Here is a 25174-nt window from a genome sequence, read left to right on the forward strand (position 1 = left end):
TTATTTCAGGGGCGTTTGGCGCTGTAGATTTTGAAACCGTTGCCCTGCGCCCTGACTTCGCACTGGCCGACGTGCTCTTCGATCAGCGGTTGATAGCGCAGGAAGTTATTCGCCACCAGGCGCAGTTCGCCGCCTGATTTGAGATGTTGGCGGGCTTTTCTCAGCAGGTTTTCCGTTGCCATGTAATCGGTATGAACGCCGACATGGAACGGCGGGTTGCTCAGAATGGTGTTCAACCCCATCGGTGCTGCGTCGATGCCGTCACCGGTCAGCACTTGGGCTTGCAGGCCATTGGCGGCCAGGGTCAGGCGCGAACTGGCGGTGGCGAAGGCGTCGACATCGAGCATGATGACTTCGTTGTGCGGGTAACGACGCTTGATCGCCGCGCCCAGCACTCCGGCGCCGCAACCGAAGTCGAGCAGGTTGCCGCTGGGCAGCTTGTCGATGTTTTCCAGCAACAGGGCTGAACCACGGTCGAGGCGGCCATGGCTGAACACGCCGGGCAGGCTGACGACGGTGAGCGGGCCGTCCTGCAATTCGATCTGGTAGGGCCTGGCGAGGCTTTCCAGGCTGACGGCTTGCGGTGCGTGCTCGACGGTGACTTGCCACAGCTGGCAGTGGCGAGCGCTGTCCAGCTTGCGCGCGCGGCCGAAAGGGCTCAGTTGCTTGGCAGCCGCTTCGATGCCGCCACGTTTCTCGCCGACCAGAAACAGCTCGCGCCCGGCCAGCCGCGAGGCCAGTGCATTGAGCAGGTAGTCGGTCAGGTCACGTGCCTTGGGCAGGAACAGCACAGCGGCTTCGAAGTCAGTCTGTGGCGCTTCGACACCGAAATCCACACGCCCTTCAAAGCGTGCGTCCAGAGCCGCCTGATCACCGGCGTGCCAGCACCATCCACGGGCATCCGGCAGTTTTCCGAGCAGGTCATCGGCGGGCAGCCCGACCAACAACAGCGAGCCCTGAAACAGCTCAGCCTGACGGAGTAACACTTCACTGCGCGGGTCCATGGAATGGCTCCTGAAAAAGCGCGCAGTCTAACAGGATATGGCCCGGGAGGACGCGGAGCGTCCAGAACGGCATGCGACGCGGAGCGCCGCACGATAGTTGCGATCGTTCCGCATGCTCCAGCGTCGCACCATAGTTAGAGCGAGCTCTGCATCGTATCAATGCCGGCATCTGTTGCGAGGACATCAGACAGCGTAATCTGCCGGGTCAGACGTCAATCCTCCAGGAGGTCCCGCATGTATTTCGCAGAATTTCTTACCGTTGCGCTGATTCACCTGCTGGCAGTGGCCAGTCCCGGTCCGGATTTTGCGGTGGTGGTGCGTGAAAGTGTCGCTCATGGGCGCAAGGCCGGGACCTGGGCGGCGTTGGGCGTCGGCTCGGCGATCTTTCTGCATGTGGGCTATTCGCTGCTGGGGATCGGGATTATCGTTTCCCAGTCCATCGTGCTGTTCAACGCGCTGAAATGGGCAGCCGCTGCCTATCTGCTGTACATCGGCATCAAGGCGTTGCGCGCCAAACCGGCCGCTGCGACGGGCGATGCTGCCATCAAGGCCGCTCCCGGCGAGCGCACGGCGCGCGGTGCCTACATCAGCGGTTTCGTCACCAATGGCCTGAACCCCAAGGCGACGCTGTTCTTCCTCTCGCTGTTCACCGTGGTGATCAATCCGCACACGCCATTGCTGGTGCAGGGCGGTTACGGCGTGTACCTCGCAGTGGCGACGGCGGCGTGGTTCTGTCTGGTGGCGCGACTGTTCAGCCAGGCCCGGGTACGCGCAGGATTCGCGCGCATGGGGCACTGGTTCGACCGGGCCATGGGCGGCGTGCTGATCGCGCTGGGCATCAAACTGGCGCTGACCGAGGTCCGCTGAACGCTGAATTCAGGCCTGCATATGCAGCAATCCGGACGCCCCTTGCAGACAGCGCGGGGCGTCTCGGCAAATCATCCCTTTTACTGATTTCACTGGCAGCCCGAGGCCCTAGAGTGCATATTTTCAGCACGCCTATGGACTTTGAAAAGGGCTTCATATGTTACAGACTCGCGTTCTTGCGCCCGCCGATGGCGCGTATCAGTGCCCTCTGTTGATCAAGCGCCTGCTGTTGTCGGGCGGTCGTTATGAAAAGACGCGCGAAATCATCTACCGTGATTCGGTCCGCTATACCTACGCCACCCTCAACGAACGCATCTGTCGCCTGGCCAACGTGCTGACGGCGGTAGGCGTGAAGGCCGGCGACACCGTGGCGGTGATGGACTGGGACAGCCACCGCTACCTGGAATGCATGTTCGCCATCCCGATGATTGGCGCGGTCATCCACACCGTCAATGTGCGGCTTTCTCCTGAGCAGATCGCCTACACCATCAACCACGCCGATGACCGTCTGGTGCTGGTGAACAGCGAGTTCACGGCGCTGTATCAGGCCATGTCCGGACACCTGAACACGGTTGAAAAGACCCTGTTGCTGACCGACTTGCCAGACAAGAGCGCCGAGCTGCCCAACCTGGTGGGCGAGTACGAGACCCTGCTGGCGGCGGCCAGCCCCGAGTACGTGTTCGAGGATTTCGACGAAAACTCGGTCGCCACCACGTTTTACACCACCGGCACCACAGGCAACCCCAAGGGCGTGTATTTCACCCACCGCCAACTGGTGCTGCACACCATGGGCGTGGCGACCATCATGGGCTGTATCGACAGCACCCGGCTGCTGGGCACCGATGACGTCTACATGCCGATCACGCCGATGTTTCACGTGCATGCCTGGGGCATTCCCTATGCGGCAACCATGCTCGGTCTGAAACAGGTGTACCCCGGCCGCTACGATCCCGAGTTGCTGGTAGAGCTGTGGCGCAGAGAGAAAGTCACCTTCTCCCATTGCGTGCCGACCATCCTGCAAATGCTCCTGAACGCCAAGTCTGCTCAGGACGTCGATTTCGGCGGCTGGAAGATCATCATTGGCGGCAGCTCCCTGACTCGTAGCCTGTATCAGGCCGCCAAATCCCGTGGCATCCAGCTCACTGCCGCTTACGGCATGTCCGAAACCGGACCGCTCATTTCCGTAGCGCACATCAACGAAGAACTGAAAGCCGGCAGTGAAGACGAGCGCATCACCTACCGGATCAAGGCCGGCGTGCCGGGGATGCTGGTGGAGGCCGCCATCATCGATCAACAGGGCAACTTTCTCCCGGCCGACGGCGAAACCCAAGGCGAGCTGGTGTTGCGTGCGCCCTGGCTGACCGGAAGCTACTTTCGCGAGCCCGAAAAAGGCGCCGAGTTGTGGGCGGGCGGCTGGCTGCACACCGGCGATGTGGCGACGCTGGACGGCATGGGTTTCATCGATATTCGCGATCGTATCAAGGACGTGATCAAGACCGGTGGCGAATGGGTTTCCTCGCTGCAGCTCGAAGATTTGTGCAGCCGCCATCCGGCAGTGCGCGAAGTGGCAGTGGTCGGCATCGCCGATCCGCAATGGGGTGAGCGGCCGTTTGCCTTGATGGTGATTCGCGATGGCCAGCAGCTCGACGCCAAGGGTTTGAAGGAACACCTCAAGCCGTTTGTCGAGCAAGGTCACATCAATAAGTGGGCCATTCCCAGCCAGATCGCGCTTGTTACCGAAATTCCCAAGACCAGCGTCGGCAAGCTGGACAAGAAGCGCATGCGCCTGGACATCGTGGAGTGGCAAAGCAGCAACAGTGCCTTTCTCTCGACCCTCTGACACCTCGGGCGTGCCGTATCGGTCGGCGACGGCACGTGTCTGCGCTGCAGGTCCTGCTCTGTGACTTGCCAAATTTGCAAATTACGCCATCCTCCCCGCCACATGTTTTTTGGCGGCTTCCCGGAAACGGGCGGTCCAGAGGCGTTGGTCGTGCAAATCACACTTTAGAGGGATCTAGCGTCAGAGCGTGCTGGCTATAGTCAGCACCGGGAATGGCAAGAGCGGACCTGGCGCGTGTGTTGATTCGATGACTGATTCGTTTCTGGATTTCCCCACCGCCATAACAATAAAACACAAGGAGTAGCGTCGATGACTAGCACATCCCCCTTCTGGCGTCGGGCCAGGCTGCCTCTGGCTGTCAGCCTTGCCTCATCGCTCGCCAGCCCGGCCTTTGCCGTGACCTTCAACGTCGGTGAGATCGAAGGCAGTTTCGACTCGTCGCTGTCGGTGGGCGCGAGCTGGTCGACGGCCAATCCCAACAAGAACCTGATCGGCGCCAACAACGGCGGGCGTGGTCTGTCGCAGACGTCCGATGACGGTCACTTGAACTTCGAGCGTGGGGAGACGTTTTCGAAGATCTTCAAGGGCATTCATGATCTGGAATTGAAGTACGGCGATACCGGCGTTTTCCTGCGCGGCAAATACTGGTACGACTTCGAGCTCAAGGATGAAAACCGCGAGTTCAAGGACATCAGCGACTCGGGCCGCAAGGAGGGCGCCAAGTCGTCCGGGTTCCAACTGCTCGACGCCTTCGTCTATCACAACTACTCGATTGCCGATCAGCCGGGCGCCGTGCGCTTCGGCAAGCAGGTCATCAGTTGGGGGGAAAGTACCTTCATTCAGGGCGGCATCAACAGCGTCAACCCGGTCGATGTCTCGGCCTTCCGGCGACCCGGTTCGGAAATCAAGGAAGGCCTGATTCCGGTCAACATGTTCTACCTGTCCCAGAGCCTGACCGACAACCTGTCTGCCGAAGGTTTCTACCAGCTGGAATGGGACCAGACGGTCGTCGACAACTGCGGCACCTTCTTCTCGCAACCCGACGTGATTGCCGATGGCTGCAACAACAACCTCGCGGTATTGCGCAGCCGCAGCGGCCTGAACAGCTCGCTGACGGCGGCCGGTCTGCCTGCCGGGGCGCGCGGTGCGGTGTTCAATTCGCTGTCGCAGCAGGGCGTGGTGTTCGGCAACCCGGATGAGGGCGCGGTGGTGCGCCGAGGCCCTGACCGCGATGCGCGCGACAGCGGCCAGTTCGGTTTCGCCTTGCGTTACAACTTCGAACCGCTGGACACCGAGTTCGGCGCGTACATGATGAATTACCACAGCCGTGCGCCGATTTTCAGCGGGCGCGGCGGCTCGGCCGCTTCGTTCAGTCCGCAAGGGCTGGTCGGTTCGCTGGTCCGCAACGGCATTCCTGCCAGCACTGCCGCCGCGCTGGCTCCCAGCCTGCTGCCGGTGGTGGTGGCGGGCAACTCCAGTTACTACGTCGAATACCCCGAAGACATTCGTCTGTACGGCCTGAGCTTCTCGACCACGCTGCCCACCGGCACGGCGTGGAGCGGCGAGATCAGTTATCGCCCCAACGCACCGATTCAGGTCAATACCACCGACATCCTCTACTCGGGCATTTCGCCGCTCAACCCCAACGTGTCGCTGCTCAGCGGGCAACCCAATACCGATCAGCCCGGTTATCGCCGTAAGGAAATCACCCAGCTGCAAACCACGTTCACCCAGTTCTTCGATCAGGTCATGGGCGCCGAGCGTCTGACGGTGGTCGGTGAAGTGGGCTGGACCCACGTTGGCGGGCTCGAAAGCACCTCCAAAATCCGTTACGGCCGCGATCCGGTGTACGGCCCGGGGCCGCTGCCTGGCGGTCAATGCGCAACCTTGAACGCCGGCACGCTGACCGGTGCCGAGCAGAACAACCTGACCCGCTATTGCGAAGACGACGGCTTTACCACCGCCAACTCCTGGGGCTACCGCGCGCGTGCCATCTGGGATTACAACAGCGTGTTCGCCGGGGTCAACCTCAAGCCGAGCGTGGCCTGGTCGCATGACGTCAAAGGCTATTCACCTGGCCCAGGCGGCAACTTCGAAGAGGGGCGCAAGGCCGTCAGCCTGGGGCTCGATGCCGAGTACCAGAACACCTACACCGCGAACCTTTCCTACACCAACTTCTTTGATGGCAAGTACACCACGGTCGATGACCGGGACTTCGTGGCGCTGAGCTTCGGCATGAACTTCTAAGAACATGGTTTTCAGGATGACGATGAACATGAAAATAACAAAAAGTCTGTTGCAGGCCGGGGTTCTGGGGATGTCGCTGCTGGCGACCGGTGTGATGGCTGCGGTGTCCGAGTCCGAAGCGGCAAAGCTGGGCACCTCGCTGACGCCGATGGGCGCGGAAAAGGCCGGTAATGCGGCCAACACCATCCCGGCCTGGAGCCCGATGCCGAAAAACGCCGGGGCGGTGGACAGCAAGGGTTTCCTTGCCAACCCCTACGCCAGTGAAAAACCGCTGTTCATCATCACCGCGGCCAATGTCGAGCAGTACAAGGACAAGCTGGCGCCGGGCCAATACGCGATGTTCAAGCGTTACCCGGACAGCTACCGGATTCCGGTCTACCCGACCCATCGCGGTGCCACCGTGCCGGATGACGTGTTCGCCGCGATCAAAAAGAATGCCACCACCACCAAACTGGTCGGTGGCGGCAGTGGCCTGGAAAACTTCGATACGGCCATCCCGTTCCCGATCCCGGCCAGTGGCGTCGAGGTCATCTGGAACCACATCACCCGCTACCGGGGCGGCAGCGTCAAGCGTCTGGTCACCCAGGCCACGCCACAGCCCAATGGCTCCTACAGCCTGGTGTATTTCTCCGATCAGTTCGTGTTTCGCGACAAGATGAGGGATTTCGACCCGAAAAATCCGGGCAACGTGCTGTTCTACTTCAAGCAGGAAGTCACCGCCCCGGCGCGTCTGGCCGGTGGCGTGCTACTGGTGCATGAAACCCTCGATCAGGTGAAGGAGCCGCGTTCGGCGTGGCTGTACAACGCCGGTCAGCGCCGCGTCCGGCGTGCCCCGCAGGTGTCCTATGACGGGCCGGGTACCGCGTCCGACGGGCTGCGCACCTCCGACAACCTCGACATGTACAACGGCGCGCCGGACCGCTATGACTGGAAACTGATCGGCAAGCAGGAAATGTACATCGCCTCCAACAGCCACAAACTGGACGATCCGACGCTCAAGTACGCCGACATCATCAAGGCCGGCCATATCAACCAGGACCTGACCCGCTACGAACTGCGCCGCGTCTGGCACGTGACCGCCACCCTCAAGGAAGGGCAGCGTCATATCTATGCCAAGCGTGACTTCTTCATTGATGAAGACACCTGGCAGGCCGCGGTCATCGACCACTATGACGGGCGTGGTCAGCTGTGGCGCGTGGCCGAGGCGCACTCGGAAAACTACTACGACAAGCAAGTGCCGTGGTACGCAGTAGAAACGCTGTACGACCTGCAATCGGGTCGCTACGTGGCGCTGGGCATGAAGAACGAAGAGAAGAAGGCCTACGAGTTCGGCTTCACGGCCGGCACCAGCGACTTCACCCCCAACGCGCTGCGTCAGGAAGGGGTTCGTTGATACCTGACCGATACACGCTGTAACTCAGCGCCTGCCTGGTGCGCCTGAAAAGCCCTTTGATCGGGGCTTTTTCAGATGTGGGAAGTGGCCTTATAAGCTGTAGGAATTTTGTTACAGTCTTTTCGGTGATGGCCTTTCAAAAGTAGCGATTTACCCGCTAGTCTCCGAACACCGCGATGCCGAAACAACGATTCCTACACGAGCCGGCCATGACTGATCTGTCCCGAATGCAAGGGTTTGCAGACGGCGCGATTCCTGCGTTGGAAGGGCGGTTTTTCCGTCCACCTCTGCCTGAGGGTTATGTTCCCCGTGCGCGCCTGTGTCAGCGTCTCGATGCAGGGCTTGGCGGCCGACTGCTGCTGATCTGCGCCCCGGCCGGGTTCGGCAAGAGTTCGCTGGCTGTCGAGTTCTGTCAGGGGCTGCCGGACAACTGGCAAAACGTATGGCTGGGTCTGAGCGCGCGGGACAGCGACCCGGGTCGTTTTCTAGAGCGGTTGCTGGCCAGCCTTCAACAATTCTTCCCGCAACTGGGCGTGCAGGCGATGAGCCTGCTGAAGATGCGCCAGCGCCACCAGCCGTTTGCCTTCGAGGAGTGGCTCGACGGCCTGCTCGACGAACTGGCCATGCACCTGATACTGAGCAAGCCGCTGTTGCTGGTGCTCGATGACTATCATCTGGCCCAGGGGCCGGTACTCGATCGCTGCCTGCAGTTCCTTCTCAATCATCTGCCGGCCGGGCTGGTGGTCATGGTGACCAGCCGACAGCGCCCGGACTGGCATCTGGCGCGCTTGCGTCTGACGCGGCAGCTGATGGAAATCAACGAACAGGACCTGCGCCTCACGCACGCCGAATCCATGGCAGTGCTGGGGCGGCACAGCGGCTCGCTCGACAGCGAGGCGTTGCAACGCCTGATTCAGCGCAGCGAAGGCTGGGTCGCCGGGTTGCGCTTCTGGTTGCTGGCGGCGTCCGAGGCCGGTGATGAAAGCGCCTTGTCCCAGGCGCTGCGCGGCAGTGAGGTGCTGATTCGCGAGTACCTGCTGGAAGAAGTGATCGACTGCCTGCCTGCCGACGTTCAGGCGTTTCTCTACGACACCGCCTGCCTGGAACGCTTTTGCGCCGAGCTGTGCGACGCCGCGCGGGATGGGCACGACAGCGCCGGGATGCTGGGTTATCTGCAGGCGCATCAGGTCTTTCTGGTGCCGCTGGACGAGCAGGGCCACTGGTTTCGCTATCACCATCTGTTTTCCGATCTGTTGCGCGCTCGTCAGGCGGCCGGGACACCACCGACCCGCCTGCACCTCAATGCCTGTCGCTGGTTCAGCGCTCAGGGCCAACTGGACGAAGCGGTCGAGCAGGCGTTGCGCGCCGGGCACCTGGATGTGGCGGCCAATCTGGTGCAGAACCTCTCCGAAGAACAGCTGCTGGCCGAACAGAATGTCGGCATGCTGCTGCGCTGGAAGATGGATTTGCCGGATGACTTGCTGACCAGCACACCCCGCTTGATCGTGCTCTACGCCTGGGCACTGGGGCTGGCCTGCCAGCTGGATGCCGCCGAAGAGCTGGCCAATCAGCTGAGCCGGTTTCTGCCGGCGCCCTCGGCAACCGCTCAGAAATCCATGCTCGCCCAATGGCTGGCGCTCAGCGGCATCATCGCCCGCGGCCGCGGAGACAGTGACAAGACTCAGCGCTATTGCACCGAAGCCCTGCTGAGCCTGCCGGAAAAACGCTATGGGCAGCGGCTGGTGTGCCTGTCGACACTGGCCAACCTCGCGGTCGCCAACGGTGACCTGTGGCGCGCCCGCGTGTTGAATCGTGATGCGCTGGAGCTGGCTCAGCGGGTCGCCAATCCGCTGTTCGAGGCGCTGGCGCATTACGACCGCGCCCGAGTCCTGCAGGCCCGGGGCGAAATTCTCCGGGCGCTCGAGGAAGTACGGCAGGGGCAGCAACGCCTCAAAGGCTTGTCCACCGTTCGGCTGTACGCGGTCCGCGCGCGTCTGACGCTGTATGAGGGCTACTTGCTGACCCTGCGCCTGCAGGTAGACGAGGGGCGGGTGTTGTTGCTGGCCGGCCTGGCCGAGGCGCGCGCCTGTCGCGACATCAGCGTGCTGATCGGTCACTGTGTGATCGCTACCATGGAAGGCTGCACCGGCCGGTTTGCTGAAGCCTTCGCCGAACTCGCCGAAGCCGAACGGCTGATGCACATCTGGGACGTGCCGCCGATCTACTACCTGGCGATGATTACCCTGGTCAAATGCGAGCTGTGGCTGTTGCAGGGGCGTATGGACCTTGCCGAAGCGTGGCTGCTGCGCCTGACGCAGACCTACAACGGCGGCCTCGGCGCTGCTGCCCCGGAATGCCATCCACAATTGCCGCAACACATCGAGTTGCAGCGTGCCGTACTCGAACGATTGCAGGGTGATGGCGTTGCCTGCGAGCAGCGCTTGCAGGCGCTCGAACGGCGCGCTCAGGAGGTGGGGGCGAAACTGTTTGGACTGATCGCCATGACCCAGCAGATCGGCCTGCTGCTGAGCCAGGCGCGACGCGACGAGGCGCGGGCATTGTTGCTGCGCAGCCTGCCCGCAGCGTCCGGTGGCGCACTGATACCGTTCAAGGCGCTGCTTGCCGAGCACCCCCGGTGGCTGCATGAGCAACTTCTGCAACTGCCACCTTGTCGGGTTCAAGCTGCATTGCTGGAAAAGCTCCCGGCCTGTTGCACGCCGTCGCCCGAGCCGGCACATGGCGGCGATTGCCTCAGCGTGCGCGAACTGGGTGTGCTGCAACTGATTGCACAGGGCTGTTCCAATCAGGAGATCAGCGAGCAGTTGTTCATCTCCCTGCACACCGTCAAGACCCACGCCAGCCACATCAACAGCAAGCTGGGGGTCGAGCGTCGCACTCAAGCGGTGGCGCGGGCCAAGACACTGGGCTTGCTGGGTTGACGGCGATGTTGTTCACCGGGCTTCTCAGGCCGGACTGCCCGCCCACAGCGTATCGACTTCTTCCAGCCCCCAGTCGGTGGGTTTCTCGATTCTGAGGATTCCGTCCGGGTCGGAAGGGCAAGTCAGGTCGATGACTTGTGCGGCGAACGTCTTGCCGGTGCGTGCTGACATGAAAACCTTCACTTTCGGTTTCAGCAGCGATGCCTGACCTTGTTCGACCACCACGCCGAGGCGCCCGCTTTCCAGGCGTACCAGTGTGCCGATCGGGTAAATACCCACGGTTTTGACGAAGCTTTGAAAGACCACCTCGTCAAAATGTCCCTTCCACGACGCCATCTCGCGAATCGAATGGGCAACGCCCCAGCCCTTTTTGTAGGGACGGTCGGAGGTGATGGCGTCATACACGTCGCAGACCGCGCCCATGCGCGCAAAGATGCTGATCTGGTCGCCTTTCAGGCCGTGCGGGTAGCCCGAGCCGTCGACCTTCTCATGGTGATGCAGGCAAACGTCAATCACCGACGCGGCCACGGGCTGCGTCTCCATGAGGATCTTCACGCCCAGCTCGGGGTGGGCCTTCATGATCTCGAATTCGTCGCGGGTCAGGCGGCCCGGTTTGTTGAGCACCGCCGGGGCAATCATCATTTTGCCGACATCGTGCATCAGCCCGGCCACACCCGCCTCACGGACCTGATCGTCAGGCATGCCCATGCGTTTGGCCAGCGCGACCATCAACGCGCAGACCGCCACCGAGTGCATGTAGGTGTACTCGTCGGACGTCTTCAGGCGTGACAGGCTGATCAGCGCGTGCGGATGGCGCAGGATCGAATTGGAGATTTCTTCCACCAGCAACTGCACATTGCCCACGTCCATGGCCCGGCCCATGCGCGCTTCGGTAAACATGGACATGACCGCATCCCTGGCCCGTCCGCAGATCACCCTGGCGCGTAGAACTTCCTTTTCGAGACTGGCCGGCGTTGTATCGTCGCTGGCCGATGGCGCTGTGGATGCGGCTGAGGGCTGGGGTGTCACTACACGGCTTTTACCGGTTTCGATCCAGACTTCCCTGGTGCCCGATTGCTGAATGCGCTTGAGCACTTCAACGTCATCGAGCATGACTTCGACCAGGCCTATCCAGAATGGATCATTGGTCCAGCGGCGGCAGATTTTGTGGATGTACATGCCCAGCGCAAGCTCAGCCACAGGTATTTTCTTCAGCATGCTCAGCCACCTGCGTGCATAGGCATGCCAGGCGGCGGGTAAGCGCGACGAGTATACGATGGGCTGCTGGCGGGTATCAGCAGACTGCCGGCGCTATCGATCGACATGACTTCACCTCGTTGACCGCAAGGATCATCCTGATCTCAAAAAGCCAGTATACGGAGCTGTCATAAAAAATCATGCCTATTTATTCCATTCCGGTAATCCGCCAGTCAGCCCGCAAAGCCTTCAGGCCACCGGTGTTTCGCTCGGCAGGTGATGGTAGCCACGGGCGAAGTAGACCAATGCATCTGCACCGCTCTGATGCCTGATATCCACCACCTCGCAGAACAGAATGTCATGCGTGCCGACGCTGACTGACTGGCTCACCTTGCAGTCGAGCGACAGCCTGGCAGTGTCGAGGATCGGCGCGCCGGTCACTCCGGCTTCCCACTGGCCGCAGGCAAAGCGCTCCTGCTGTGAGCTCTTGCCGCCGAACAGGTTGGACAAGTCCTGCTGACCGTTGCCCAACGTATTGACACACAACGTGCCGTTTTCGATGAAGGCGTCATACACCGACGCACTGCGGTTGATACACACCAGCAGCGTCGGCGGTTGATCCGTCACGCTGCACACGGCGGTCGCGGTAAAGCCGGCACGTCCGCCAGGGCCATCGGTGGTGATGACGTTGACGGCAGCGGCCAGGCCGGACATCGCATCGCGAAAGGCCAGCTGGCTGACAGCAGCGATGGGCTGAATGGCGGGAGCTGCAGAGGAAGTAGGCATGGGATGAGTCCTTTCAGGGTTGAGTGTCAGGGTTGTGTGCTGAGAAAATCGCGCAGGGCGCGTTGGAAGGGCAGTGGATCGGTAATGTTCGAGGCATGGCCGCCGTATTCCAGCAGTACCAGCGTTGCATTCGGCAGAGCGTTGGCCAGGTGCCGGGATTGCTGCCAGGGCACCAGCATGTCGTCGCGGTTGGCAATCAGCAGGGTCGGGGTGTGGATGCGCGCGAGATCGGCCTCCACGTCAAAGGTTTCCAGCGCATGGATACGCCGCAGCAGGTTGTCGGTGTCGGGAAAGTGCGCCAGCGCGTGGGCTTCGTCGTCGGCCAGCCGCGGGCCGTTGGCGGCGATCCAGTCTGCCGGGTAGAGGAACAGCGCCTGAGCCTGTACGTAGGCCTCCGGCCCGCTGTTCAACAGCAGTTTCTTGCGCACTGAAAAGCAGCGCGCGCTGTGCGGGTTCGGACTGCTCCAGGCATTGATCAGTACCTGACTTTGCAGCAGTTCCGGGCGCAGCAGGGCCAGTTCCAGACCCACCAGACCGCCCAGCGCATGGCCCATGAAATGGCAGCGCTGGATATCGAGTGAATCAAGCAGGGCCAGCAACTCGACAGCCATGTGCCGGATCGAATAATCCGCCGGCAGCACCGCAGGGCTACGCCCGGTTCCGGCATGGTCATAGACGAGCACGCGGTAGTCGCGGGTCAGCAGTGCCAGGTCATCCGCCCAGTAGCGGCCAGACCCGCCCAGCCCGGAACTGAGCACCAGGGTCGGTGCGTCGGCATGCTGGCAGGCATGAAACTCATGGAACATGGGTTTGCTCCGGGTGGGCGTCAGCTGCCCACGGTCGCGATTCAGCCGATGTGGGCGATGCTGGCGATTTCGATCAGCGCCTCGGGTTTGACCAGGCCGCACTGGATGCAATAACGGGCTGGCTTCTCGCCGGCGAAATACTCGGCATACACCTCGTTGACCTTGGCGTAGTCGGCCCAGTCACGAATCATGATCATGTTGAAGGTGACATCGTCCATCGTTCCGCCCGCGGTCTCGACCACGCTTTTGATGGCTTCCAGCACGTGACGGGTCTGTGCGGTGGCGTCGCCGACGTGTACCACGTTGTTGTCTTTGTCAAACGGCAGCGTGCCCGAGACATAGAGCACACCGTCGGCCATGGAGCCCGGTACGAACGGCGCGATGGGCTTGCTGGTGCCGGCAGGGATGATCGCTTTTTTGGTCATGCTGGTGTCCTCACGAAAGTTGCCCGACAGGGCTGAAAGTGGTGCAGAAGTCATCGACGCTGGAAACCCAGCCAAAGAAGGTTTCGATGTTGAACAGCGCGGCTTGCTGAGCGAATTCGGGGCCGGCCTGATGGGTCGCGTCAGCCAGTACCACGCCGAAATATTCCAGGTGAAAACCGTCGCGTAGTGTCGATTCGACACAGACATTGGTGGCGATGCCGGTGAACACCAGGTTGCGAATGCCGCGGCTGCGCAGCACGCTGTCGAAGCTGGAATTGAAGAAACCGCTGTAGCGGATTTTCGGCACCACGATATCGCCAGGCTGTGGCGTCAGCTCGTCGACCAGCTGGTAGTCCCAACCACCCTTGGCCAGCAGCTGCCCTTCGAGTTCAGGGCGCTTGCGCATGGTTTTCAGGGCATTGGACTTGTGCCAGTTCGGTGAACCGGGGCCACCGGCCTCGACGTAAGCCGGGTCCCAGCCATTCTGGAAAAAAATCACCGGAATGCCCGCCGCACGCGCTGCGGCACAGGCCTTGTTGATATTGGCGATGACCGGCCCGGTGCTGCTCACATCGAACCCGGCGAGGTCCAGATACCCGCCGAGCGACGCGTAGGCGTTCTGCATGTCGACTACCACCAGCGCGGTTTCGCCGGGCTTCATGCGCAGCGGCTCGGGACGGGCGGGCAGCTCGCGAGCGGGCTGCACATCCGGCAGGTCAACGCCTGCGACGGTTGTCGGGGTTGCCATCAGACCACCTCCTTGAGTTGCGCAATGTGCTTGCGGCTGGTCATCAATGGCTGGATCTTCTCGCCGAAATCTTCGACGCCTTTGACGAAATCATCGAACGTCAGCATCACGCCCTGAGTCCCCGGCACAGTGGCGACCTCGTCGAGCATTCTCGCCACTGTGGCCCACGACCCCACCAGCGTGCCCATGTTGATGTTGACCGCCGAGGTCGGGTCGGCCATCTGCCGCAGGTTGGAGCCGGCACTTTTATCTGCCGAACCTTTTTCGCTCAGCCAGGCGATGGCCTCTTCGTCGGCACCGTCCTTGATGTGCTCCCAGCGAGCGCGTGCGGCTTCGTCGGTATCGTCGGCAATGATCATGAACAGCACGCAGGAGGTGACATTGCGGCCGGTTTTTTCGTTGGCTTCGAGCAGTTTCTGTGCGGTTGGCGCAAAGGCTGTGGGGGTGTTGACGCCTTTGCCGAAGCAGAAGTTGTAGTCGGCGTATTGCGCCGAGAACGCCATGCCCGCTTCACTTTGACCGGCGCAGATCAGCTTCATGTCGGCCTGTGGGCGAGGGCTGACGCGGCAGTCCTGCATGCTGAAATGCTCGCCCTTGAAGTCGCTGCTGCCGGTGGCCCATAGGTCGCGCAGAACCTGAGCGTATTCGGCCAGGTATTCGTAGCGGGTGTGGAAGAACTCGTCGCCCGGCCACAGCCCCATCTGCTCGTATTCCGGCTTCTGCCAGCCGGTGACGAGGTTGATCCCGAAGCGGCCATTGGAGATCGAATCGATCGTCGAGGCCATGCGCGCGGCAATGGCGGGCGGGATGGTCAGGGTGGCAACGGTGGCGAACAGCTGGATCCGGCTGGTGACTGCGGCCAGGCCGGCCATCAGCGTGAACGACTCCAGGTTGTGTTCCCAGAACTGCGTCTTGCCGCCGAAGCCACGCAATTTGATCATCGACAGCGCAAAGTCGAAGCCGTAGCCCTCGGCCTTCTGCACGATCTGTTTGTTCAGCTCGAAGGTCGGCATGTACTGCGGAGCATTGCTGGAAATCAGCCAGCCGTTATTGCCGATGGGGATGAAGATACCAATGTCCATATGAGGCCTCTCTGCGTGGGTCGATGCGTGCCAAAGCGCGACTGGCGGCACTTGAATCGTCTTTCAATCGTCTCTCGATCACCTTTTGCATTAAGCGGGCCAGAAAATTTTGTTGTTTTTATTCAAAGGCTTGAAAGTTTTCATGGTTTATTTCAGACCATTTGGTCCGAATCAGAGCACTTGGTTTGTGCAGGGCGCACGCAGATGGGGCAGGGCGGACGGCGCAGGCAATCCGTATCGACAAAACAGCTGCGCCCGTTAAGATGCCCGCTCATTTCGGCATCACTGGATGGATGTGCGTGAACAAGAAACCTCCCCTGGCTGACCCGGCGAACAAGCGCGTGCGCAAGGCCAAGCCAGAGACCGTGGTCAAGACGACCCGCGAACCCAGTGCGACGTCCCTGAAGCGGCGCATGCGCCTAATGGAAGGCAAGCGCACGCTGATTCTCGATGCGGCGCTGGAGATATTTTCCCGCTATGGCGTGCACGGCAGCAGCCTGGATCAGGTCGCGAGCCTGGCGGACGTCTCCAAGACCAACCTGCTGTATTACTTCAGCAGCAAGGACGACCTGTACCTGAATGTGCTGCGTCAGTTGCTTGAGGTATGGCTGAGCCCGCTGTTGCACTTCACCGCCGACAAGGACCCGGTGCAGGCGATCAGCGCCTACATCAAGGCCAAGCTGGAAATGTCCCGCGATCACCCGGCCGAATCGCGGCTGTTCTGCATGGAAGTGATGCAGGGTGCACCGCTGATTCAGGGCGAGTTGCAGCACCCGTTGCGTGACACGGTGCAGGCCAAGGTGGCGGTGATTCAGCACTGGATCGACAGCGGCCAGTTGGCCCCCATCAACCCGCACCACCTGATTTTCACCCTGTGGGCGACCACCCAGCATTACGCCGACTTCCGCACTCAGGTCGAGGCCGTGACCGGCAAGACCCTGGATGATCCGGCGTTTTTCGAAGAGGTGCTGGCGAGCCTGCGCAGCATGGTTCTGGACGGGATCCTGCCGCGCAAGGCGTGACCGGGCTTCGCCTGACCTGACCCGCGCACCCCGCTCGCGCAGTGCGCGGGCGTCCTGCACAAACCAAGTGCTCCGATTCAGACCATTTGATCTGTTTTATTCGGCTCGATGGCGTCAGGTCGTTGTTCCATAGCGCTTTTCCTGTAATGGCATGGATGCTGCTAAAGCCTGCTTGTGCGGTCCTTATCGGCCATTACCCTCAGGAAAACGTCTATGTACAAGAAACTGTTGCCCGGGACATTGTGTGCGGCCGTAGCGTTGGGAGCGGTCAGCCTTGCTCAGGCTGAAGGATTGACCCTCGAAGGGAAGCCGAAAATCGCCATGGTGTATATCAGCCCGCGCAATGACGGCGGCTGGACTCAGGCCTTCGACGAAGCACGCGTGAAGCTGGAAAAGGATCTGGACACAAAAATCCAGTACGTCGAGAGTGTGCCCGAGAACGCTGCAGCCATTACGCCGGTGGTCGACCGACTCATCGCACGCGGTGCCAACATCATCGTCGGCACTGCATTCGGTTACTCCGACACCTTTCTTGCACTGGCCAGGAAATACCCGAAAGTCGCGTTCCTGAATGGCTCGGGTACTACCAATGCGCCCAACCTCGAATCGTTTTACGGGCGTACCTACGAAAGCCAGTACCTGTGCGGCATGGCCGCAGGTGCGGCCTCGAAGACCGGCAAGCTGGGGTTCGTCGCCGCCAACCCGTTCGGCCAGGTCAACTGGACCATCAACGCCTACGAGCTGGGCGCCCGGCAGATCAATCCGAAGGCCACCGTCAACGTGGTCTATACCGGGGCATGGAACGACCCGGTCAAGGAACGCGCAGCAACCATGGCGCTGATCGACAACGGTGCCGATGTGGTCGGTCAGCACGTCGACAGCCCGACACCGCAGATCGTCGCACAGGAGCGCGGCATTCACGGCACCGGCCACCATCGCGACCTGAGCGAGTTCGCCCCCAAGGCGACGGTCTGCTCGTCGCTGTGGGTCTGGGATCGCTTCCTGGGGCCGGAGCTGAAGAAAATCATTGCCGGCAACTGGACGCCGCCCGCCAACGGCGCGCTGCTCTCGATGCAGCAGGGCGGCACCGATATCAAGCTGACTGCGGATGCGATCATTTCCGATGCAGACCGCAAGAAGATCGAGGCCGAGCGCGCCGAGCTGCTGGCCGGCAGAAAAATCATTTACAGCGGCCCGCTGGCCGATCGTGACGGCAAGGAGCGAGTGGCGGCCGGTCAGCAGTTGTCTGACCCGGACCTGTGGAAAATGGACTGGTTCGTCGAAGGCGTGAAGACTCAGCAATGAGTCAGGTCAATGCGCTGCAACTCACCGGCATCAGCAAATCGTTCGATGGCTTCAAGGCGCTGATCGATGCCGACTTCACCGCCTGTTGGGGTGAAGTGCATGCCCTGCTGGGCGAGAACGGTGCAGGCAAGTCCTCGCTGATGAATATCGCCGCCGGGCTGTACGCACCGGAAACCGGCACTCTGCTGCTGGACGATAACCCGGTTCAGCTTCAGGGGCCCAGGGACGCCAGCCTTTACCGGATCGGCATGGTCCACCAGCACTTCAAGCTGGTGAAGCCGTTCACAGTGGCGCAGAACATTCTCCTGGCACTGCCCGAGCAACCCGGCGAAGGCAGCTATCGCAAGCGTCTGCGTGCGCTGGAACAGCAGATTATCGGCGAGGCCGAGGCGCTGGGGTTTGCGATTGACCCGGCGCGCACCGTCGACAGTCTGTCGGTCGCCGAGCAGCAGCGCGTCGAGATCCTCAAGGTGTTGCTGGCCGGTGCGCGGATTCTGATCCTCGATGAACCGACAGCAGTGCTGACCGATCAGGAGGCCGAGCGTCTGCTGCTGACTGTTCAGGCATTCGCCCGGCAAGGCGCGGCAGTGGTTCTGGTCACGCACAAGATGGCTGACGTCAAGCGCTATGCCGACCGGGTAACCGTGATGCGTGGCGGACGCACCGTGCAGACCCTGGACCCGCAGAAGGTGAGTGTCGAGCAACTGGTGCAGCTCACGGTAGGTGAATCGGTGCCGGTTGCCGAGCATCAACCGGCGACACCCGGCGAGGTGCGTTTGCAGGTCAAGGACTTGCGCAGCGTCGGCAGCAGCGCGCTCAACGGCGTCAACCTGAGCCTGCACGCCGGGCAGATTTACGGCATCGCAGGCGTGGGCGGTAACGGTCAGGCCGAGCTGGCCAACGCCCTGATGGGGCTGCCGCAAGCCACTGAGGGTGAAATCCACATGGCCGGGTTTGGCGATTTGCGCGGCGCGTCGGCCGACCAGCGTCGGCAGTTGCGCATTGCCTCGATCCCGGCCGACCGCTACGGCGCAGCGCTGGCCGGGTCGTTGTCGGTGGCCGAGAACTTTGCCATCGGCAATATTCACAGCGGGCAATACGGCTCTTTCTGGCGCCTCGGCTACAAGCGTCTGAAACAGGATGCGCAGCGCGCCGTGGCGGACTTCGACGTACAGGGCGTGCGCTCTCTCGATCAGAAAGCTGCGCTGTTGTCGGGAGGCAATGCCCAGAAACTGGTGATCGCCCGTGAATTCAGCCGCGACCCGCAATTGGTGCTGGTGCACAGCCCGAGTCGGGGCCTGGATGTGCGTGCCACCCAGGCGGTGCATGCCCGTTTGCGGGCGGCGCGGGACGCGGGTGCTGCGGTGCTGGTGATCAGCGAGGATCTGGACGAAGTATTGGCCCTGGCTGACCGTGTCGGCGTGATGAACGGCGGGCGCATCGTCGCCGAGTTCGCGCACCCTGCTGACCGGCAAGCCATCGGCAAAGCGATGGTGAGCCATGACTGAATCAGTGCAACCGATGAAATCCGCACGGCAACCCTTGCTGGCGCGGCGCTACACCCTGGAGCTTCGTCAGCAGACCGGCTGGCTGTTGCAGGCGCTGATCATTGCCTTGGCGTTGCTGATCGGACTGACGATCTGCACTGTGATTCTGATTCTTGCCGGCGTGCCTGCCGACGAGCTGCTCAACGAGTTCGTCGTGCAGACAGTGTTCGATGGGCAAAACTTCAAGGCAGTGTTGTTTCAGGCATCGCCGATGATCATGGTCGGGCTCGCCGGGTGCATGGCGTTTCGGGCGCGTTTCTGGAACCTGGGTCTGGAAGGCCAGATGATCTGGGGCGCGATTGGCGCCACGGCGATCTCGCTGTTTCAGGTGGGCCCGGAGGCGTTGCGTCTGCCGCTGATGATGACGGCAGCCGTTATCTGCGGATTGTTGTGGAGCCTGGGGCCGGTGCTGCTGAAGCTCAAGTGGCAGGTCAACGAGATCATCTCGACGCTGATGCTCAATTACATCGCCGCCAATTTCCTCCTGCACCTGGTGTACGGCAGTTGGAAGGACCCGCGCGACAACTTTCCCTATTCCCCCGCGTTCCAGAGCTTCGAGCGGCTGCCCGACCTGTTTGCCGGGTATAACGCGGCGATCCCTCTGGCGCTGCTGGTCACCGGTCTGACCCTGTGGTTCGTCGGTGTTTCGCGGGCCGGGTTGTACCTGCGCTTCGTCGATGCCAACCCGAAAGTCGCCGGGGCGGTGGGCGTGCCGGTGCGCAAGATGATCATCGGCACCGTGCTGCTGTCGGGCGCGCTGGCGGGGCTTGCAGGTTTTGTCGTGACCTCGGGACAGGAAGGGCGCCTTACTCAGTCGTTCTATCAGGGCTACGGGTTTTCCGGGATTCTGATCGCCTTTCTGGCCCGCAACAATCCAGTGGCCGCAACCGTGGTCGCGCTGCTGATCGCCATGCTGTTCGTGGCCGGGCGCAACCTGCAGGTGTTCTATCAGATTCCGTTTTCGATGGTGCAACTGATCCAGGCGATTCTGGTGATCTGCGTCGCCTCGTCGGACTTTTTCATCCGCCATCGCCTGCGGCGCATCCAGGCAGGAGAACGTTGATGGAGCTTATTTCCCACTGGCTGGGCAGCGCACCGGATTTTGCCGTGCCGTTTGCCCTGGCAGCGCTGGGCCTGATCCTCATCGAGCGCAGCGGTGTACTGGCGCTGGGCGTCGAAGGGCTGATGCTGGTCGGCGCACTGGCGGGCATCGGTATGCAGTTGAGCCTCGGCTCGCCTGGCCTTTCGCTGCTGGCGTCGATGGCGGCGGCAGGTCTGGTGTCGTTGCTGTTTGCGCTGATGGTGCTGGTGCTGCGAATCAATCAGGTGATCGCCGGGCTGGCGCTGGTGTTCTTTTGTCAGGGCTTGACCGGGCTGCTGGGCACTCTGCTGGGCTGGACCAACCGCCCGGTCAGCGGCTTGCAGGCGGTCGAGCTGTGGCCGTTGTCCGAGCTGCCTGTGGTGGGCAGGGTCTTTGTGCAGAACCCGCTGGTGTACCTGACCGTGGTGATTTTCATCGCGGTGGTCTGGCTGCTCGATCGCACGCGCACCGGGCTGCGCCTGCGCGCGGTCGGCGAGAACCCGCAGGCCGCCGATGCCGCAGGTATTTCCGTGCTCGGTTACCGCCTGGCAGCGATTGTCGCCGGTTCTGCGTTGATGGGGCTGGCCGGCGGTTTCATTGCCGTGCTCAGCACCAAGATGTGGATCGCTGACATGACCGGCGGGCGCGGCTGGATTGCAGTTTCGCTGGTGATTTTTGCGCGTTGGTCGCCCTGGCGCGCGTTGGCCGGCGCTTTGCTGTTCGGCGGTATCGAGGCGCTGATTCCGCAATTGGCGGCAACCGGCGTGCGCCTGCCCCAGTATTTCGTGTTGATGACGCCCTATGCGGTAACCCTGTTGGTCATGGTCTGGGTGGCGAGCGGCAAGCGGCAATCGAGCAGCCAGCCCGGTGCGCTGGGCGAACCCTACATTCGCGAGGAGCGCCGCTGAGCGGTGCGCGCAGAAGCCCGCAATACGGGCGGTTCAGCACGGGTTAAGGAATTTTTGATAGCGTGTATGCTCTAATCCGGTTACCAGCGTTCGTCAAAACCAGGAGCTCCTGAATGTTTACCTCGCGTCGTTTGATCATTGTTGCCACCGCCGTAGCCATGCTTTCCGGCTGTGCAACATCCAATCCCTATGACAATCAAGGCCAGGCGCAAAGCTCCGGTGGTATGAGCAAGACGGCCAAGTACGGCGGACTCGGCGCATTGGCCGGTGCGGTAGCCGGTGCGGCCATCGATCACAATAACCGTGGAAAGGGCGCCCTGATCGGCGCTGCAGTGGCGGGTGCTGCATCGGCGGGTTATGGCTACTACGCAGACAAGCAGGAAGCTGCGCTGCGCGAGAGCATGGCCAACACCGGTGTCGAGGTGCAACGTCAGGGTGACCAGATCAAACTGATCATGCCGGGTAACATCACGTTCGCGACGGACTCTTCGGCCATTGCCAGCAGCTTCTATTCGCCGCTCAACAACCTGGCCAGCTCGCTCAAGCAGTTCAACCAGAACAACATTGAGATCGTCGGTTACACCGACAGCACCGGCAGCCGCCAGCACAACATGGACCTTTCGCAACAGCGCGCCCAGAGCGTCGCGACGTACCTGACCTCGCAAGGCGTCGATCAATCGCACCTGTCAGTGCGCGGTGCAGGTCCTGATCAACCGATTGCCAGCAACGCCGACGTCAACGGCCGCGCCCAGAACCGCCGCGTAGAGGTCAACCTCAAGCCGATTCCGGGTCAGCAGTACTGATCGATGCCGCTGCGTCCGCAGACGGGTTGAATGCGGGCAAAGTGGGAGCGAGCTTGCTCGCGAAGGCGATGGTCTCTTCGCGAGCAAGCTCGCTCCCATGAGTCAATATCAATGCCGCGCTGGATACTGCTCATGCAGGCTGTCCAGCAGCCGGTCTTTCTCTTCCCATAGCGTATTGATCCACTGCTGGAATTCCAGGCGGTATTCGCCGTCCTGGTCGTAATTCTTGCCGAGAAACTGCTGCGGGATTTTGATCTCTTCAAAGTGCGCAACCACTTCTCTCACATTACCGCACAGCAGATCCCAGTAACCGGGTTGTCCGCCAGGGTAGTGGATGGTCACGTTGATGATCGATTCCAGCTGTTCGCCCATTGCATCGAGCACGAAGGCAATGCCGCCAGCCTTGGGTTTGAGCAGGTGGCGGAACGGCGAGTTCTGTTGCGCGTGTTTGCCGGCGGTGAAGCGCGTGCCTTCCGCGAAGTTGAAAATCCCCACCGGGTTATGGCGAAACTTCGCGCAGGTGCGGCGGGTGGTTTCCAGGTCCTTGCCTTTCTTTTCCGGGTGTTTGGCAAGATACGCCTTGGAGTAGCGCTTCATGAATGGAAAGCCCAGCGCCCACCACGCCAGACCGATCACCGGAACCCAGATCAACTCCTGTTTGAGGAAAAACTTCAAGGGGCGAATACGTCGGTTGAGCACGTACTGCAAGACCATGATGTCGACCCAGCTCTGGTGATTGCTGGTAACCAGATACGAGTGCTGGTAATCCAGCCCTTCCAGACCGCTCAGGTGCCAGCGGGTGTGGCACAGCAGTCTGATCCAGGTATTGTTGTTGCCGATCCAGGTTTCATGGATGTGGCTCATCAGCCAGTCGGTGAAACGCTGTGCCGCAGAGAAGGGCAGGCAGATCTTGAGGATCGTGACCGCGAACAGCACCGTGCAGCAGACGATGGTGTTCAGCGCCAGCAGCAGCGAGGCAATGACGCCGCGTAACGGGGCAGGCAGGAAATCCATGAGGAAGATGGCTCCGCAAGTTATCGGAAGCCGCAGACTGCTCTGCGGCACTCGGGTCAGGTATCAGGACAGCGTGTCGGCCTGTATGGCTGTCAGCGCGATGGTGTAGACAATGTCGTCGACCTGCGCGCCGCGCGGCAGATCGTTCACCGGCTTGCGCAGGCCTTGCAGCATCGGGCCGAGGCTTACACAGTCGGCACTGCGTTGCACCGCCTTGTACGTGGTATTGCCGGTGTTCAGGTCCGGGAACACGAACACGTTGGCGCGTCCTGCGACCGCGCTGTCCGGAGCCAGCTGCCGGGCGACCTGTTCGTTGGCGGCCGCATCATACTGCAGCGGCCCGTCGATCAATAGATCGCGGCGGGTTTCGCGTGCCAGCTGCGTCGCTTCGCGGACCTTCTCGACTTCTTCGCCGCTGGCCGAGTTGCCGCTGGAATAGCTGATCATTGCCACGCGCGGCGAGATGCCGAACGCAGTGGCCGAATCGGCGCTCTGCAAGGCAATCTCGGACAGTTCGCTGGCACTCGGATGCGGGTTCATGATGCAGTCGCCGTACATCAGCACCTGCTCGGGAAAGAGCATGAAGAACACGGAAGACACCAGCGTGCAGCCTGGCGCGGTCTTGATCAGTTGCAGGGCCGGGCGGATGGTGTTGGCGGTGGAGTGAATGACGCCGGACACCAGCCCGTCGACCTCGTCCAGCGCCAGCATCACCGTACCGATGACCACCGGGTCTTCGAGCTGTTGCTCGGCCATGGGCGCGTTCAGGCTTTTGCTTTTGCGCAGTTCTACCATCGGCGCAACGTAGCGTTCGCGAATCAGGTCCGGGTCAAGAATTTCCAGCCCCTGCGGCAGCTCGATGCCGTGCGCCTGCGCAACGGCGTGCACTTCCTCGGGCCTGGCCAGCAACACGCAACGCGCGATACCGCGTGCCTGGCAGATCGCGGCAGCCTGAATGGTCAGCGGCTCGTTGCCTTCAGGCAGCACGATGCGCTTGTTGGCCGCCTGCGCGCGCTGGATCAACTGATAGCGAAACACCGCGGGCGACAGGCGCAGCTCACGCGGTGTGCCGCAGCGCTGGTGCAGCCAGTTGGCGTCCAGATGACTGGCAACGAAATCGGTGATGTTTTCCGCGCGCTCGCGGTCATCGATGGGGATTTCCTTGTTCAACTGATTCAGGCGATTGGCCGTGTCATACGAGCCGCTGCTGACCGACAGCACCGGCAGCCCCGCCTGCAGTGCGCCGCGGCACAGCTCCATGATGCGTGGGTCGGGCACGGTGTCGCTGGTCAGCAGGAGGCCGGCCAGCGGCACGCCGTTTATGGCTGCAAGGCTCACCGCCAGGATGATGTCGTCGCGGTCGCCCGGCGTCACCACCAGCACACCCGGCTTGAGCAGCGGTACCGTGTTGAGCACCGTCCGCGCACAAATGATGATTCTGGTCATGCGGCGCTGATCGTAGTCGCCTGCGTTCAGCACCTGCGCGCCGAGCAGTTCGGCCACATCGCGGGTACGCGGTGCGTTGAGTTCGGCGCGATACGGAATGCAGCCCAGCAGGCGAAAGTCGCCACTGCGCAGCAACGGCGAGTGTTCTTTCAGGCGCGAGGCGAAGACCTCCATGCTCTCTTCGGTGCGCACCTTGTTGAGTATCACACCCAGCACCTTGGGATCCTTGGGGCCGCCAAACAGCTGGGCCTGCAATTCGACCCTGCCCGACAGATCGGCGAGCACTTCGTTTTCCGGGGCAGAGACCAGAATGACTTCGGCGTCCAGGCTCTTGGCCAAATGCAGATTGACCCGCGCGGCGTAGCTCGCGCTGCGGGTCGGGACCATGCCTTCGACCACCAGCACGTCCTTGCCGACCGCTGCCTGCTGATAAAGATTGATGATCTCTTCGAGCAGTTCATCCAGTTGACCATCACCGAGCATGCGTTCGACATGCGCCAGTCCCAGAGGCTTGGGCGGCTTGAGGCCGTGGGTGCGAGCCATCAGCTCGGTCGAGCGCTCGGGGCCCAGATCGCCGGGGTGTGGCTGGGCGATCGGTTTGAAAAAGCCTACTTTCAAGCCGGCGCGCTCCAGCGTGCGCACCAGTCCCAGGCTGATGGAGGTCAACCCCACGCCAAAGTCAGTGGGGGCGATAAAAAAAGTCTGCATACTGGC

Annotated in this window: 20 protein-coding genes; 11 read left to right on the forward strand and 9 right to left on the reverse strand. The window is 61.7% G+C overall.

Features of this window, described 5'->3' with window-relative positions:
- Nucleotides 1-5: 5 nt before the first annotated feature.
- Nucleotides 6-1004, reverse strand: coding sequence for a class I SAM-dependent methyltransferase (locus tag GE543_RS04380; protein ID WP_003346154.1), 999 nt, complete (start codon nucleotides 1002-1004; stop codon nucleotides 6-8).
- Nucleotides 1005-1238: 234 nt separating this feature from the next.
- Here GE543_RS04380 and GE543_RS04385 point away from each other — a divergent pair, with 234 nt between their 5' ends.
- The 5 genes from GE543_RS04385 (at nucleotide 1239) to GE543_RS04405 (ending at nucleotide 10290) form a co-directional block, all read left to right on the forward strand.
- Nucleotides 1239-1871, forward strand: coding sequence for a LysE family transporter (locus tag GE543_RS04385; RefSeq protein WP_153220888.1), 633 nt, complete (start codon nucleotides 1239-1241; stop codon nucleotides 1869-1871).
- Between the two features lie 157 nt (nucleotides 1872-2028).
- Nucleotides 2029-3711 (forward strand): fatty acid--CoA ligase, encoded by a 1683-nt coding sequence (locus GE543_RS04390; protein ID WP_153220889.1) that lies wholly within the window; start codon nucleotides 2029-2031, stop codon nucleotides 3709-3711.
- Between the two features lie 309 nt (nucleotides 3712-4020).
- Nucleotides 4021-5958 carry a DUF1302 domain-containing protein gene (locus GE543_RS04395; RefSeq protein ID WP_153220890.1) on the forward strand — a complete coding sequence of 646 codons (1938 nt, stop codon included), beginning with the start codon at nucleotides 4021-4023 and terminating at the stop codon, nucleotides 5956-5958.
- Nucleotides 5959-5986: 28 nt separating this feature from the next.
- Nucleotides 5987-7351 (forward strand): DUF1329 domain-containing protein, encoded by a 1365-nt coding sequence (locus GE543_RS04400; RefSeq protein WP_032698033.1) that lies wholly within the window; start codon nucleotides 5987-5989, stop codon nucleotides 7349-7351.
- A 209-nt stretch (nucleotides 7352-7560) separates the two neighbouring features.
- Nucleotides 7561-10290 carry a LuxR C-terminal-related transcriptional regulator gene (locus tag GE543_RS04405; protein WP_178118543.1) on the forward strand — a complete coding sequence of 910 codons (2730 nt, stop codon included), beginning with the start codon at nucleotides 7561-7563 and terminating at the stop codon, nucleotides 10288-10290.
- Nucleotides 10291-10314: 24 nt separating this feature from the next.
- On the opposite strand, the gene GE543_RS04410 is transcribed toward GE543_RS04405, so the two are convergent.
- The 6 genes from GE543_RS04410 to rutA all read right to left on the reverse strand — a co-directional run bounded on the left by GE543_RS04410 (nucleotide 10315) and on the right by rutA (nucleotide 15334).
- A complete protein-coding gene (locus GE543_RS04410) occupies nucleotides 10315-11508 on the reverse strand; it encodes an HD-GYP domain-containing protein (protein WP_100072293.1) in 1194 nt (397 codons plus the stop codon).
- Nucleotides 11509-11736: 228 nt separating this feature from the next.
- A complete protein-coding gene (gene rutF / locus GE543_RS04415) occupies nucleotides 11737-12273 on the reverse strand; it encodes an NADH-dependent FMN reductase RutF (protein WP_046236804.1) in 537 nt (178 codons plus the stop codon).
- A gap of 26 nt (nucleotides 12274-12299) precedes the next feature.
- The gene (rutD, locus tag GE543_RS04420; RefSeq protein ID WP_153220892.1) at nucleotides 12300-13079 is read right to left on the reverse strand and encodes a pyrimidine utilization protein D; all 780 of its coding nucleotides are present in this window, start codon (nucleotides 13077-13079) and stop codon (nucleotides 12300-12302) included.
- 41 nt (nucleotides 13080-13120) lie between these two features.
- Nucleotides 13121-13504, reverse strand: coding sequence for a pyrimidine utilization protein C (gene rutC, locus GE543_RS04425; protein WP_003317005.1), 384 nt, complete (start codon nucleotides 13502-13504; stop codon nucleotides 13121-13123).
- Nucleotides 13505-13514: 10 nt separating this feature from the next.
- A complete protein-coding gene (gene rutB, locus GE543_RS04430) occupies nucleotides 13515-14252 on the reverse strand; it encodes a pyrimidine utilization protein B (protein WP_024959488.1) in 738 nt (245 codons plus the stop codon).
- Nucleotides 14252-15334 carry a pyrimidine utilization protein A gene (gene rutA / locus GE543_RS04435; RefSeq protein WP_153220893.1) on the reverse strand — a complete coding sequence of 361 codons (1083 nt, stop codon included), beginning with the start codon at nucleotides 15332-15334 and terminating at the stop codon, nucleotides 14252-14254. Before rutA ends, rutB begins: the two co-directional genes overlap by 1 nt.
- A gap of 293 nt (nucleotides 15335-15627) precedes the next feature.
- On the opposite strand from rutA, the gene rutR reads away from it, so the two are divergent.
- The 6 genes from rutR to GE543_RS04465 all read left to right on the forward strand — a co-directional run bounded on the left by rutR (nucleotide 15628) and on the right by GE543_RS04465 (nucleotide 22000).
- On the forward strand, nucleotides 15628-16356 hold the full coding sequence (gene rutR / locus GE543_RS04440) for a pyrimidine utilization regulatory protein R (protein WP_032702618.1): 729 nt from the start codon (nucleotides 15628-15630) through the stop codon (nucleotides 16354-16356).
- A gap of 213 nt (nucleotides 16357-16569) precedes the next feature.
- Nucleotides 16570-17661, forward strand: coding sequence for a BMP family ABC transporter substrate-binding protein (locus GE543_RS04445; RefSeq protein WP_003421720.1), 1092 nt, complete (start codon nucleotides 16570-16572; stop codon nucleotides 17659-17661).
- Nucleotides 17658-19169, forward strand: coding sequence for an ABC transporter ATP-binding protein (locus GE543_RS04450; RefSeq protein WP_153220894.1), 1512 nt, complete (start codon nucleotides 17658-17660; stop codon nucleotides 19167-19169). Before GE543_RS04445 ends, GE543_RS04450 begins: the two co-directional genes overlap by 4 nt.
- Nucleotides 19162-20271: an ABC transporter permease gene (locus tag GE543_RS04455; protein ID WP_153220895.1), complete on the forward strand. Its 1110-nt coding sequence runs from the start codon at nucleotides 19162-19164 to the stop codon at nucleotides 20269-20271. The genes GE543_RS04450 and GE543_RS04455 overlap by 8 nt, the downstream gene beginning before the upstream one ends.
- Nucleotides 20271-21197 (forward strand): ABC transporter permease, encoded by a 927-nt coding sequence (locus GE543_RS04460; RefSeq protein WP_003316999.1) that lies wholly within the window; start codon nucleotides 20271-20273, stop codon nucleotides 21195-21197. The genes GE543_RS04455 and GE543_RS04460 overlap by 1 nt, the downstream gene beginning before the upstream one ends.
- A 113-nt stretch (nucleotides 21198-21310) precedes the next feature.
- Nucleotides 21311-22000: an OmpA family protein gene (locus tag GE543_RS04465; protein ID WP_046271597.1), complete on the forward strand. Its 690-nt coding sequence runs from the start codon at nucleotides 21311-21313 to the stop codon at nucleotides 21998-22000.
- A gap of 108 nt (nucleotides 22001-22108) precedes the next feature.
- Here GE543_RS04465 and GE543_RS04470 read toward each other — a convergent pair whose 3' ends face one another.
- Nucleotides 22109-23014, reverse strand: a complete 906-nt coding sequence (locus tag GE543_RS04470) for an acyltransferase (protein WP_046271596.1) — start codon at nucleotides 23012-23014, stop codon at nucleotides 22109-22111.
- A gap of 63 nt (nucleotides 23015-23077) precedes the next feature.
- The gene (gene pta / locus GE543_RS04475) at nucleotides 23078-25168 is read right to left on the reverse strand and encodes a phosphate acetyltransferase (RefSeq protein WP_003408730.1); all 2091 of its coding nucleotides are present in this window, start codon (nucleotides 25166-25168) and stop codon (nucleotides 23078-23080) included.
- Nucleotides 25169-25174 lie beyond the last annotated feature (6 nt).

Source organism: Pseudomonas sp. SZ57 (assembly GCF_009495975.1).
Taxonomy (GTDB): domain Bacteria; phylum Pseudomonadota; class Gammaproteobacteria; order Pseudomonadales; family Pseudomonadaceae; genus Aquipseudomonas; species Aquipseudomonas syringae.